Origin of the sequence: Herbaspirillum sp. NPDC087042, from assembly GCF_044745245.1 — a bacterium.
GTDB lineage: Bacteria > Pseudomonadota > Gammaproteobacteria > Burkholderiales > Burkholderiaceae_D > Herbaspirillum.
This window is the reverse complement of sequence record NZ_JBIUZW010000012.1, coordinates 154,172-166,302: the sequence shown is the minus strand read 5'-3', so window position 1 is coordinate 166,302 and position 12,131 is coordinate 154,172. Positions and strand designations below refer to the sequence as shown.

The window sequence follows — 12,131 nt, the reverse complement described above, 5'->3', positions numbered from 1 at the left end:
GCCAGACCACAGCCCAACCTGCAATATCGGCAGACCGGGACCGTCTCTGAAGTCCAGCGGCCGTCAACGGCGATTCAGGGATGACAGGGAAGGCCAAGGAGCGAGAGCCCGAGGGTCGACGATGCCATGCTGCCGAGTATAGGGTGCGCGCAGACCATTTCATCGGCTAAATAGCGAGTGAAATCCCCCATCTGTTCCGTTTTTTCTTCAAGCTGTCAACTTCCTGACAAAGCGGCGGATCGCCTGGCTTGTCGGACTGGTGTTGCCCCCACTTCTTGAAACTTCTTGAATTGACTTCGAAATTTTTCGATATTGCTTTGGATTTTATCCATCTTTTTCTTTTAAGCAATACATATGCCCAACTTGTGCTGATTTACATCAGTCTTCTTCTCTTGCTTGTGAGACAAGTGGCTTCGCGCCTACAATGGCGCCGTTTTGGTGCCCGCCGGCGTGTCCTCGCCGGCAGTTAAACGGGAAACACCCGCCATCGAGGCTGGCCGCAAGGCCGCTCCGGTGGTCAATGTGTGCTGCCCCCGCAACGGTAAACAGGCGCCGGCCTTGTGCCAATGTCTCCTTGAGAGACCTTGCGTAGTGCCGGCAATCCATCTTCCATGCCACTGTGCATCTTGCCGCGTGCAAGCAATGCATGGGAAGGCCGATGGTCATGCCTGCAGCCCGGATACCGGCCAGGACGGGGGGGAGCTTGCCTGTACGCCATATCGTCCGGGCGGCTTCCGTTGAATCCGGCTTGCGGGGAGGCAGGCCGGGGAATGTCACCGGATTTCACTACCATGTCTAACATCGTTTCGCGGGGCCATCGCGCTGCCCCCAGCATGCACTTGCGCGCTTCCGTTTCCCTGAGTCTGGCCGTCGCGGCCGCCTGGCAGCTGCCTGCCCAGGCCGAGTCCGATACGGCCAATGCCACTACCCCGTTGTCGGCGGTGGTGGTGTCGGCCTCGCGCTTCCCCAATGATCCGGCCTTTGCGCCGGTGGCCACGACCGTGATCACGGCCGAGCAGATCCGCGCCGCCGGCATCGACAATGCCAATGAGGCGCTGCGCAAGCTGGGCGGCATCTATGGCCGCCAGAGTTCGGCCGGCCCCAATGATTTCCCGCTGGACCTGCGCGGTTTCGGCACCAATGGCGACCAGAACATGGTGGTGCTGGTCGATGGTGTGCGGATTTCGGAAAACGAATTGTCCACACCCTTGCTGTCCTCCATCCCCATCGAGACCATCGAGCGCATCGAGATCGTGCGCGGTGGCAGCAGCGTGCTCTATGGCAGCGGCGCCACCGGCGGCACCATCCAGATCATCACCCGCCGTCCGCAAGCCAACGATGGCCATGGCACGGTGGTGGCCGAGCTGGGCAACCAGGGCCAGCGCGCCGGGCGCGCCGCCGTCTCGCGCGGCTGGGACAACATGTCGATTGACGCCAGCTATGCCAAGGCGCATAGCGACAACTGGCGCGACAATGCGAAATCCAACCAGGAAAACTTCAGTACCACCGTGCAGTGGTTCGCCAGCGACTGGCGTTTTGGTCTGCGCGCCAATATCGCCCGCGCCGATTTCGGTCTGCCGGGCAGCCTCACCCAGGCCCAGTACCAGGCCGATCCGCGCCAGAGCAGCAAGCCGCTGGATCATGGCTCCTATGACAACGACACGGTGACAGCCTTCCTGGAGCGCCGCTTCGGCGACTTCGACGTGGCCGCCGAGCTGTCTCATCGCGAGAAGATCTCGCGCGCCGACTACGTGAGCAGCGCCTCGACCTCGCAAGCCAATATCCGCCTGACCCAGTTCTCGCCGCGCCTGCGCCATGTGCTGCAAAGCGGGCCATGGAAGAATGAATGGATCGTCGGCACCGACCTCACCGAATGGAACAGCGTCACCAACGCCAGCTATGGCAACAGCGATGCGGCCCAGCATGCCAAGGCCCTGTACCTGCGCGACGAGATCGAGTTCGACCACAATGCCCGCCTGGCGGCCGGCGTGCGTCGCGAGCAGTTCACCCAGAGCAGCGGCTCGGGCGCCTACAACCGGACCAGTGCCGTCAATGCCTGGGACCTGCAAGCCAGTTACGCCCCGCTGCCGCTGTTGCGCGCCTTCGCCAAGACTGGCCAGAGCTACCGCCTGGCCACGCCCGACGAGAACGGCTATACCGCCTTGCCCAGCGGCCAGGTGCTCAAGCCCCAGGTGTCGCATGACGTCGAGCTGGGTGCCACGCTGGGTAACGATGCGCGCCAGCTGACGGCGCGCTGGTTCCGCCATCGCGTGCGTGACGAGCTGTATTACGATCCCACCGCCAATGGCGGCTTCGGTGCCAACAGCAACCTCGATCCCACCCTGCACCAGGGCGTGGAACTGGAAGGGCGCCTGCGCGTGAACGACAGCATCACCCTCAGCGCCAACTACCAGCATATCGACGCCAAGTTCGCCGATGGTGTCAACAACGGCAAGGAGCTGGCGCTGGTGCCCAGGAACACCCTGTCGACCCGGATCAACTGGAAGTCCGGCCAGCAGAGCGCCGACGCCGGTGTGCGCTGGGTGGACCGTCAGCGCATGGGCAATGACTTCGCCAATACCTGCGCCAGGATGCCCTCCTTCACCACCCTCGATGCCCGTTACGCGGTGCGGGTGAGCGCCTGGGAGTTTGCCGTGACCGGGACCAACTTGGCCGACCGCACCTACTATTCCCAGGCCTATGATTGTTCCGGTGGCGCCGTCTCCGGCATCTATCCGGAAAACGGTCGGGCGGTAAAATTCACGGCCCGCTACGATTTCTGATGCGGGACGCCTGAATTCCAACCTCCCCATCCGGATTGCCGATGCGACGTCTGTTCTCCCTGCTTGCCGTCTTGTTGCTGGTGTCGCTGCTGACGCTGGCGGCGGCCGCCTTGTGCGGCAGCACGGGCTGCCTGCGTCCTTCGGCCCCGGCCGACACGGTGTCATTGTTGCTGTCGCTGCGGGTGCCGCGCGCGCTGACCGCGTTCGTGGTGGGCGCCGCGCTGGCCTTGTCGGGGGCGCTGATGCAGGTGCTGCTCCGCAATCCGCTGGCCGATCCGTATGTGCTGGGCCTGTCTGGTGGTTCGGCGGCCGGGGCCTTGCTGGCCATGCTGGCGGCATTGCACCTGGGCCTGCCGGTACAGGCCGCGACCGCACCTGGCGCCTTGCTGGGAGCGGCGCTGGCGATGGCGCTGCTGTTTGGCCTGGTACGGCAATCGCTGCGGCATCTGGCGACCTCGCCGCTGCTGTCCAGCCAGCGCCTGCTGCTGACCGGCGTGATGCTGGCGGCCGGCTTTGGCGCGCTGATCTCGCTGGCCCTGTCGGTGGCGCCGGACGCGCAATTGCGCGGAATGGTGTTCTGGCTGATCGGGGACCTCGATGATGCCCGCCTGCTGCCGCTGGCGGCGGTCGTGCTGCTGCTGGCGCTGATCTGGAGCCTGCGACATGCGCCGTCGCTGAACCTGCTGGCGCGTGGCGATGCTTTTGCCCAGTTGCTGGGTGTGCCGGTGTTGCGCCTGCGGGTCATGAGCCTGTGCGTGGCCTCGGCCTGTACCGCCATGGCCGTGGCCATGGCCGGAACCATCGGTTTCGTCGGCCTGGTAGTACCGCATACCTTGCGGCTGCTGTGGGGCAATGACCAGCGGCTGTTGCTGCCGGCCTCGGTCCTGGGTGGCGGCGCGGCGCTGACGCTGGCCGACCTGCTGGCCCGCACCGTGGTGGCCCCCGTGCAATTGCCGGTGGGCGTCATCACGGCCTTGGTCGGGGTGCCGGTGTTCCTGTGGCTGCTGGCACGGAGCCGTGTATGAGCCGCCCTGACGACTTGGTCTTGCAGGCCCGGCAGCTGGAGATCAGGGCAGGCCGGCGCATCCTGCTTGCGGGGCTGGACTGGCAAGCGCGCGCTGGCGAGTTCTGGTGCGTGCTGGGGCGCAATGGCATCGGCAAGAGCACGCTGCTGCACGCCGCCGCCGGCCTGCAGCGCCCGTATGCCGGCCAACTGCTATTGCAAGGACAGCCGCTGGCCGGGATGGCCGTGCCGACCATGGCCCTGCACCGGGGATTGCTGCTGCAACAGCAGCATGATGCCTTCTCCCTGCCGGTGCTTGAGGCCGTGCAGGCCGGGCGTTTCGCGCATGGTGGCGGCTGGGGGCAGCCGGCTGGGGATGGCGAACTGGCACGGGCGGCGCTGGAACAGGTCGGCCTGGCCGCGCTGGCCGGGCATGACCTGCTGCAACTGTCGGGCGGAGAGCGGCAGCGCGTGGCGCTGGCCACACTGCTGGTCCAGGATCCGGCCTTGTACCTGCTCGATGAGCCGACTTCACACCAGGATATCGCCGCGCAATTGCAGATCATGCAATTGCTGCGCGGGCTGGCGGAGCAGGGCAAGGCGGTGGTGGCGAGTTGTCACGATATCAATCTGGCCAAGCGTTTCGCGACCCACGTCCTGCTGCTGGGACCTGACGGGTCTCATGCCGGGACCGTCAGTGAGGTGATGGTGCCGTCCCTGCTGGAAGCCGCCTTCGGCTGCCGCTTCACTCAGCTCAGCCAGGATGGCTGCAGCGTCTTTCTTTCCAGTCTCTAGCGAACGCACTTTGCTGGTGTGTCGGGCGCGTACTCCGTAAGGGGATGCGCTGTTGTTTTTCGTCTAAAAAATCGAATTTGTTCGAGAAATCCCTTAACAAATATTTACGCATTCTCACCAGTCGATATAATTGCGGCGGGGAAACCCTGACAAAAGACTGACATATTCCTAGGGATTATAAGAAATGCAAAAGAAGATCGCAGCAGCAGTAGCAGTAGCCGCAATGATGACCGCCGGTTCGGTGGCAGCCCAGACCGCCGACAGCGGCGTGTATGTCGGACTCGAAGGCGGTATCGCCTCGATCAACGCCATCGCCACCCCGACCAACGGTGTGAAGACCTCCGAAACCAACGAAACTGGCGCCCTGCGCGCCCTGGTTGGTTATCAGATCAACAAGAACTTCGCTCTGGAGCTGGGCTACTTCGTCACCGACGATTTCAAGCAGGACGGCACCAACGTCGCCCGCACCGTGCGCTACAACGTGAAGGCCAATGTCCAGGGTGCGGATCTGTCCGTGATCTACAAGTTCACCGAATTCGTGCCGGGCCTGTACCTGAAGGCGGGTGCCACCCAATCCAAGGTGTCCCTGGAGCTGAGCCAACCCTCCGGCACTTCCAAGTTCTCGACATCGGGCAGCGGTTACCTGTACGGCCTGGGCTATGAGTTCAGCGTCACCAAGAACGTCGGCATCAATGTCGGCTTTACCCGCCTGGAAAAGCTGGGTGGCCAAAGCGAAAACAAGATGAACCTGTACTCGGCTGGCGTGAAGTACAAGTTCTAAGCGCTGATGCCTTAGTACGCAGGTACGCAGAAATCCCTCCGCTTGCGGGGGGATTTTTTTTGCCTGGGCGCGCTATCGGAGCAGTTGTTTTTCTGCACCTGGCGGCGGAATTTATCGCTTGTAGCTCGGCTGCTTTCGATGGCCAATTCGAATTACGACGATTTTCTGAACGCATTCTTCGCTATCTCCGGTCTTTTCTCTCCCTCACTTCTATCATCCGCCCGCCTCCACCATCCTTGCGGCCTTGCTGCAAGGGTTCGTGGAGACCCATTCAATTTTTGAGAAGAGACCTATGAAGAAAATGCGCTTACTGTTCGCTGGTGTGCTGCTGGCGGCATCTTCCGTTCCCACCTGGGCCCAGGCTGTGAAGTCAGATAGCGGCGTCTATATCGGCATCGAGGGCGGCATGAGCAGCTACCTCGTCAGCGAAAAAGATGCGCCCACCACCCGGAATTATTCGGATTCGCGCAATGCTGGGGCCTTGCGCGCCCTGATTGGCTACCGCTTCACTCCCAACTTTTCGGTGGAAGCGAGCTATCTGAGCCTGGGCAATTTCGAGCGCGAGCTTGTCCGCGGTGATCGTCGCTGGAACCTGAAGGCCAGTACCGACGCCTTCGATGTGAGTGCCATCTATAAATTCACCCAATTCGTGCCGGGCCTGTACATCAAGGGCGGGTTGATGAATTCCACGGTATCGGTCCAGATCGTTGATGAAGTCCCTAACCGCTTCCGTAATACCCGCAACCACTCGCAATCGGGCAACGGCTATCTTCTGGGCCTGGGTTATGAGTTCGACCTGACATCGAACTGGAGCGCTAACGCCGGTTTCACACGCCTGCAGCGTCTCGGCGGCTCCTGGGACGATGAAGTGACTGTCAATGCCAACCTGTACAGCGCCGGTGTGAAATACCGCTTCTAGACCTTGCTTTCCTGGCAAACCATCCCTCCAGACCTGGAGGGATTTTCATTTCATGGCCGCCCTGGCCTGATCCAGGCGAGCACAGACTTCTGCGGCTGCATCCAGGATGCGCGGCCCGGCCCGGTTGAGCCAGTCCGCATTGACGCTGTAGAGCTGAGCATCGCGCACCGCACGCAGGCGCGGGAACTGGCGCCAGCGCTCCAGCGGCTGGTCCTTCGCATCACCCGGGGCGAGGATCACCTGCGGATCGGCTGCCAGCACCGCTTCGACGCTGACGGTGGGGGCCAGTTGCGGCAGGTCGGCGAAGATGTTGCGACCACCGCACAGGCGCAGCACCGATGACACCATGTGGTGACCGTTGAGTGTCATCAGCGGCTGGCTCCAGATCTGGTAGAACACGCTGACCTCGGGCCGTCCGCGATACTGCGCCTGCAGGCTTTGCCAGCGCGCCCGGAAGGCGGAGGCCGCGGCCTGCCCAGTGGCATCGCTGCCGGCCAGATGGGCGAGTTGCTCCAGCGACGTGGCGATCATGCCGAAATCGGCCGGCTGGCTTTCATAGAGAGGGATGCCGAACTGGCGCAGGCGCGCCAGTTGCGCGGGTTTGTTGCCGCTGTGCCAGGCCACGATCAGGTCGGGCTTGAGGGCCAGGATGCGCTCCAGGTCGAGCGCGGCAAAGCTGCCCACGGAAGGGAGTTGCGCGGCCTCGCGGGGATAGTCGCTGACATTGCTGACACCCACCAGCCTGTCGCCGGCGCCGGCGGCATACAGCAGTTCGGTGACGTGCGGTGCCAGGCTGACGATGCGGCGGGCTGGCTGGGCCAGCGTCACCGTATTGCCCAGGTCGTCCTGGACGGTGACCGTCGCCTGCGCCGGGCCTGCCAGCGCAAGCGCGGCCAGCCAGAGCCCGGCCGCGGCCCGCACTTCAGATTTCCAGGTTGTCGATCAGGCGGGTCGCCCCCAGCTTGGCCGCCGACAGGACCACCAACGGCGCGCCCTGTTCGATGTCGGCTGCGCTCGGTGCCTGCAGGTCGATGCGCTTGCGCACGGCCACGTAGTCCGGCTTCCAGCCACGTCCGGCCAGGCGCTCCATGGCCAATTGCTCGACCAGGGCGATATTGGTCTGGCCGCCACGCACTTCCTCGGCCACATTGTTGAGCACCTTGTAGAGCAGCGGCGCCTCGGCGCGCTCCTCGGCCGACAGGTAACCGTTGCGCGAGGACAGTGCCAGGCCATCCTCGGCGCGATAGGTCTCGGCACCGACGATCTCGGTGGGCAGGGCGAACTGGCGTGCCATGTTGCGCACGATCATCAGCTGCTGGTAGTCCTTCTTGCCGAACACGGCCACGCGCGGTTGCACACAGGAGAACAGCTTCATCACCACCGTCGAGACGCCGGTGAAGAAGCCGGGACGGAATTCACCCTCCAGCGTATTGCCCAGGCCATCGGGCGGCTGCACGCGGTATTCCTGCGGCTCCGGGTACATGTCCTTTTCGGTCGGGGCGAAGAGCACGTAGACGCCTTCCTTCTCCAGCTTCTCGACGTCGTCCTGGAAGGTGCGGGGGTATTTGTCGAAGTCCTCGTTGGGGCCGAATTGCAGACGGTTCACGAAGATCGAGGCCACCACCGGGTCGCCGTGGGTGCGCGCCAGGCGCATCAGCGAGAGGTGACCTTCGTGCAGGTTGCCCATGGTCGCCACGAAGGCGGTGCGCAACTGGCCCCGCAGGTGGTCGCGGAGTTCTTCGATCGAGGAAATGATTTTCATGCGGATTCTCTGGTTGCAGGCCGGCCAGCGCTGGCGTCATGCGCGGCCCGGCCCGGGTTGCCGGTGGGTGTCGCCCGCTCAGCTGGGCGAATACGACAGTCTGACATAGATGGGCGCGAAGGCTTCGGCCTGGGTGATTTCGATGAGCGTTTCCTTGGCCAGTTCGAGCAGGGCGATGAAGTTCACCACCACCACCGGTACGCCGCGGGAGGGCTCGAAGAGATCCGAGAACTCGACGAAGCGCGCCGTCTGCAGGCGGCGCAGGATGCCCGTCATGTGCTCGCGCACTGACAGTTCCTCGCGGCTGATGTGGTGATGCTGGGTCAGCTTGGCGCGCTTGAGGATATCGGCCCAGACCGACTTGAGGTCATCCATGTTGACCTCGGGCCAGCGGGTGACCACGGTCTGCTCGATGTGCACCTGGGTGCGCACGTAGTCGCGCCCGACCTGCGGCAGCTGGTCCAGCTCCTGGGCCGCCAGCTTGATCTGTTCGTACTCCAGCAGGCGGCGTACCAGTTCGGCGCGCGGATCCTCGGGCTCTTCGCCGCTCTCGGCCCGCTTGGCCGGCAGCAGCATGCGCGACTTGATCTCGATGAGCATGGCCGCCATCAGCAGGTATTCGGCGGCCAGTTCCAGGTTCTGCTTGCGGATCTGTTCGACGTATTCCAGGTACTGGGCGGTGACCTGGGCCAGCGGGATGTCCAGGATGTTGAAGTTCTGCTTGCGGATCAGGTACAGCAACAAGTCCAGCGGTCCCTGGAAGGCTTCCAGGAAGACTTCCAGCGCATCCGGCGGGATGTAGAGGTCGTTGGGCAGCTGGAACAGCGGCTCGCCGTACAGGCGCGCCAACGCCACGCCGTCGATCACGTCGGGCGTGGTGTCCTGTTGTCCTGCGGGGGTGATGTCGATGGCGTCGACGTTGCGTTGCTCGCCGGGCTGATCGGCGGTGTCGGCGCCACCTGCTTGAACCGTCATGCGAACAGCTTAGTGGCTCTGGTAGACGTAGGGCTGCTGCGCCACGCGCGAGGCCTTCTCACGGGCGGTCTTGTCCAGGTCCAGCGGCTCCTTGTCCCACAGCAGGGCACGGCCGTCACGCTGAGAGTCTTCCAGCTTCGGGTTCTTCGTCTTCAGTTCGTCGATGAACTGGGTGATTTCAGATACGTAGGTGGTCTTTTTTCCGAAGATCATGATGAGGTCAGGCCAAAATGTTACACAGAAGCCGTATTTTACCTTGTCTTCATCAGGGATAATCAATTACCTATGACTGCGCCTTTATTCACCCGCCTGCGTCGCCACGCCGCCAGCTTCGGCGCCTTGCTTGCCGCTTTGGCAATGTTCGGCTGCGACCGCAATGGCAATCCCATCGAGGAGTTCGGTTTGGACAAGTTGCAGAAGGGCATCTCCAGCGAAGCCGACGTGCGCGGCGTGATGGGGCAACCCGATACCGTCTGGGAAGACGGCGGAGGCGCCCACACCCTGGAATATCCCAAGGGACCGGAAGGCATCCGCACCTGGATGTTCGCCATCGGCGCTTCCGGGATGCTGGTCGACTACACCCAGGTGTTGACCCAGGAACATTTCGACACCATCCGCCCCGGCATGAGCGCCGACGAGGTACGCCGCCAGTTCGGCCGCCCGCGCAGCGTGGTGCCCTTCGCCCGCAAGAACGAGGAGGTGTGGGACTGGAAATACCACTACGTCCACGAGGATCGCCTCTTCAACGTGCATTTCGACATGACCACCCGGCAGGTGGTGCGGACCTCGATTTCGGAGATTTCCGGGCATTAAGCGGGAAGCTCTTACCGTTCTATCGTCAATTGCACGGTATACGGAGGATGCCGGTGACGTGATGCCGCTGCGCGTCGAGCAATGAAAAGAAGAACTGCGGAAAAGCAGTCTCTCGTGATTCTTCGGACATTCCTGTATTCCTTCGGCTTGTCTCTCGGTGGGGCTTGCTCATGTCATCTAATAAGCATCCTTAACAATGTCGCCGCCCGACGCGCGTGAGGAGTGCTCATGTCATCACTTGTTTATCGAACGACCACCCGATTGTCTGTCCTGGCGCTGGCCTGCTGTCTTGCCAGTGCCTGCTCGACACCAGATTTCGATTTGCACAAGGCCGGATTTGGCCTTTCTGGAATGGCTCAAGACAAGGCTCACGATCGTTGCGATGGAAAAGTCGGCTATGGGGACTACCGCGACTGTACCCGCAGTATCGACACACAGTATGACGCGTGGCGTTCGCAGCAAAAGGCGGCCGGGGAGGTTGAGTGGTTCGGGAAGTCGCCAGGACGCCCCTGACCACACCTGCCGTCGTAGCTACCAGGGGCGCAATGTGTATGCGGCGGATGGCGTCAGCGTATCCCCGCCCGCATGAACGACTGCACGAACTGTCGCTGGAACAGCAGGAAAGCCAGCAGCAGCGGTGCCGAGGTCATCAGGGTGGCGGCCGTGATGATGGACCAGTCCACCCCCTGGTCGGTGGAGGAAAACACCTGCAGCCCCACCGTCAGCGGGCGCGATTCCACCGAGTTGGTGACGATCAGCGGCCACAGGAAGTTGTTCCAGTGGGTACTCACCGAGACCAGTCCGAAGGCGATGTAGATCGGCCTGGCCAGCGGCACATACACCTGCATCAGGATCTGCATGGGCGAGGCGCCTTCGACCGTGGCCGCTTCGTCCAGCTCGCGGGGAACCGTCTTGAAGGTCTGGCGCAGCAGGAAGATGCCGAAGGCCGAGGCGAAGTAGGGCAGGCCGATGGAGAGGATGGTGTCGCGCAGGCCCAGCAGGTTCATGGTCTGGTAGTTTTCCACGATGAGGATGTCGGGCATCACCATCAATTGCATCAGCACCAGCATGAACATCACATTGCTGCCGCGGAAGCTGAAGCGCGCAAAGGCATACGCGGCCAGCGTCGCCAGCACCATCTGCGCCACCAGGATCAGGCTCACCAGCAGGAAGGTATTGAGGAAGTAGCGCGGGAAGGGCGCCGCATGCCAGGCATTGGCGAAGTTCTCCAGCGTCAGCGGCGCGTCCAGGGCGAAGCGGGTGGCGTAGGCGGCCGGGTGGAAAGCAGTCCACAGGGCATACAGCAGCGGCAGCAGCCACAGCAGCGCCAGCGCCCAGGCGGACAGGGTTTCCAGTGTCCGGCTGCCGGTGGCGAAGGGGGAGGTCGGCGCATTCATTGATTCATTGGTAGTGGGTCCTGCGGTCGAGGATGCGGAACTTCACCAGCGCGATCAGCCCCAGCATGGCCAGCAGCACCACCGTCAGCGCCGCCGCGTAGGACGAATCCCAGAAGGCGAAGCCGACTTCATAGATGTAGTACAGCAGCAGCGCGCTGGCATTGTCCGGGCCGCCCTTGGTCATGACCACGATATGGTCCACCAGCCGGAAGGCATTGATCAGGGCATTGATGAGCACGAAGAGTGTGGTCGGCATCAGCAGCGGGAACTGCACCTGCCAGAAATACTGCCAGCGCGAGGCGCCTTCCAGCGCGGCGGCTTCGGCCAGCACCGGGGAGATCTGCTGCAGCGCGGCCAGGTAGAAGATCATGAAGAAACCGGCTTCCTTCCACACCGCGACCACCATCAGAGCGCCCAGCACGGTGTCAGGATTGCCCAGCCAGTTGTGCGAGGGCAGGCCGAGCGCGCCGGTGATCTGCTCCAGCAAGCCGTACTGGGGCGTGTAGAAGAACAGCCAGATATTGGCCACCGCGATCATGGGCAGCACCGTCGGCGTGAAATAGGCCAGGCGCAGCACACCGCGCCCGGCCAGCCGTTCATTGACCCACAGGGCCATCAGGATGGCCAGGGCAATGGCCACCGGGATGGTGCCGAAGGCAAACCACAGGTTGTTGCACAAGGCCCGCCAGAATACCGGATCGTCCACCATCAGCGCATAGTTCTCCAGACCGACGAACACCGACGGCCTGGCGCCCTTGGGCGTGGAAAAGAAGCTATGCCACAGCGTCGCCAGCGCCGGATAGTGCGTAAAGGCGATCAGCAGCACCATGGCCGGCGAGAGCAGCAGCCAGGGCAGGACGGAGGAAGACAGGCGTTTCATCGGCGGGCCAGGTGCGCTGCGCC

The 12,131-nt window shown here is 63.0% G+C and carries 13 protein-coding genes and 1 riboswitch; of the genes, 7 read left to right on the top strand and 6 right to left on the bottom strand.

Features of this window, described 5'->3' with window-relative positions:
• Nucleotides 1–419: 419 nt before the first annotated feature.
• Nucleotides 420–706: riboswitch (cobalamin riboswitch) on the top strand.
• An 85-nt stretch (nucleotides 707–791) separates the two neighbouring features.
• The 5 genes from ACIPHN_RS17340 to ACIPHN_RS17320 all read left to right on the top strand — a co-directional run bounded on the left by ACIPHN_RS17340 (nucleotide 792) and on the right by ACIPHN_RS17320 (nucleotide 6,281).
• The gene (locus ACIPHN_RS17340) at nucleotides 792–2,783 is read left to right on the top strand and encodes a TonB-dependent receptor family protein (RefSeq protein ID WP_400437954.1); all 1,992 of its coding nucleotides are present in this window, start codon (nucleotides 792–794) and stop codon (nucleotides 2,781–2,783) included.
• A gap of 41 nt (nucleotides 2,784–2,824) precedes the next feature.
• Nucleotides 2,825–3,808 (top strand): FecCD family ABC transporter permease, encoded by a 984-nt coding sequence (locus tag ACIPHN_RS17335; protein WP_400437953.1) that lies wholly within the window; start codon nucleotides 2,825–2,827, stop codon nucleotides 3,806–3,808.
• Nucleotides 3,805–4,581, top strand: coding sequence for an ABC transporter ATP-binding protein (locus ACIPHN_RS17330; protein ID WP_400437952.1), 777 nt, complete (start codon nucleotides 3,805–3,807; stop codon nucleotides 4,579–4,581). Before ACIPHN_RS17335 ends, ACIPHN_RS17330 begins: the two co-directional genes overlap by 4 nt.
• 184 nt (nucleotides 4,582–4,765) lie before the next feature.
• Nucleotides 4,766–5,362 carry an outer membrane beta-barrel protein gene (locus ACIPHN_RS17325; protein WP_400437951.1) on the top strand — a complete coding sequence of 199 codons (597 nt, stop codon included), beginning with the start codon at nucleotides 4,766–4,768 and terminating at the stop codon, nucleotides 5,360–5,362.
• 292 nt (nucleotides 5,363–5,654) lie between these two features.
• Nucleotides 5,655–6,281, top strand: coding sequence for a porin family protein (locus ACIPHN_RS17320; RefSeq protein ID WP_400437950.1), 627 nt, complete (start codon nucleotides 5,655–5,657; stop codon nucleotides 6,279–6,281).
• A 45-nt stretch (nucleotides 6,282–6,326) separates the two neighbouring features.
• Here ACIPHN_RS17320 and ACIPHN_RS17315 read toward each other — a convergent pair whose 3' ends face one another.
• From ACIPHN_RS17315 to ACIPHN_RS17300, 4 genes are all read right to left on the bottom strand, one after another.
• Nucleotides 6,327–7,202 (bottom strand): cobalamin-binding protein, encoded by an 876-nt coding sequence (locus ACIPHN_RS17315; protein ID WP_400437949.1) that lies wholly within the window; start codon nucleotides 7,200–7,202, stop codon nucleotides 6,327–6,329.
• Between the two features lies 1 nt (nucleotide 7,203).
• Nucleotides 7,204–8,043 carry a pantoate--beta-alanine ligase gene (panC, locus tag ACIPHN_RS17310; RefSeq protein ID WP_400437948.1) on the bottom strand — a complete coding sequence of 280 codons (840 nt, stop codon included), beginning with the start codon at nucleotides 8,041–8,043 and terminating at the stop codon, nucleotides 7,204–7,206.
• Nucleotides 8,044–8,121: 78 nt separating this feature from the next.
• The gene (locus ACIPHN_RS17305; RefSeq protein ID WP_400437947.1) at nucleotides 8,122–9,018 is read right to left on the bottom strand and encodes a segregation and condensation protein A; all 897 of its coding nucleotides are present in this window, start codon (nucleotides 9,016–9,018) and stop codon (nucleotides 8,122–8,124) included.
• A 9-nt stretch (nucleotides 9,019–9,027) separates the two neighbouring features.
• A complete protein-coding gene (locus tag ACIPHN_RS17300) occupies nucleotides 9,028–9,231 on the bottom strand; it encodes a DUF3460 family protein (RefSeq protein ID WP_400437946.1) in 204 nt (67 codons plus the stop codon).
• A 72-nt stretch (nucleotides 9,232–9,303) separates the two neighbouring features.
• On the opposite strand from ACIPHN_RS17300, the gene bamE reads away from it, so the two are divergent.
• Together bamE and ACIPHN_RS17290 are read left to right on the top strand one after the other, a co-directional pair.
• The gene (bamE, locus tag ACIPHN_RS17295) at nucleotides 9,304–9,831 is read left to right on the top strand and encodes an outer membrane protein assembly factor BamE (protein WP_400437945.1); all 528 of its coding nucleotides are present in this window, start codon (nucleotides 9,304–9,306) and stop codon (nucleotides 9,829–9,831) included.
• Nucleotides 9,832–10,059: 228 nt separating this feature from the next.
• Complete coding sequence (locus ACIPHN_RS17290; protein WP_400437944.1) at nucleotides 10,060–10,344, top strand: hypothetical protein; 285 nt, start codon at nucleotides 10,060–10,062, stop codon at nucleotides 10,342–10,344.
• Between the two features lie 53 nt (nucleotides 10,345–10,397).
• Here ACIPHN_RS17290 and ACIPHN_RS17285 read toward each other — a convergent pair whose 3' ends face one another.
• Nucleotides 10,398–11,228, bottom strand: coding sequence for a carbohydrate ABC transporter permease (locus tag ACIPHN_RS17285; protein WP_400437943.1), 831 nt, complete (start codon nucleotides 11,226–11,228; stop codon nucleotides 10,398–10,400).
• Nucleotides 11,229–11,232: 4 nt separating this feature from the next.
• Nucleotides 11,233–12,108 carry a carbohydrate ABC transporter permease gene (locus tag ACIPHN_RS17280; protein WP_400437942.1) on the bottom strand — a complete coding sequence of 292 codons (876 nt, stop codon included), beginning with the start codon at nucleotides 12,106–12,108 and terminating at the stop codon, nucleotides 11,233–11,235.
• Between the last annotated feature and the right edge of the window lie 23 nt (nucleotides 12,109–12,131).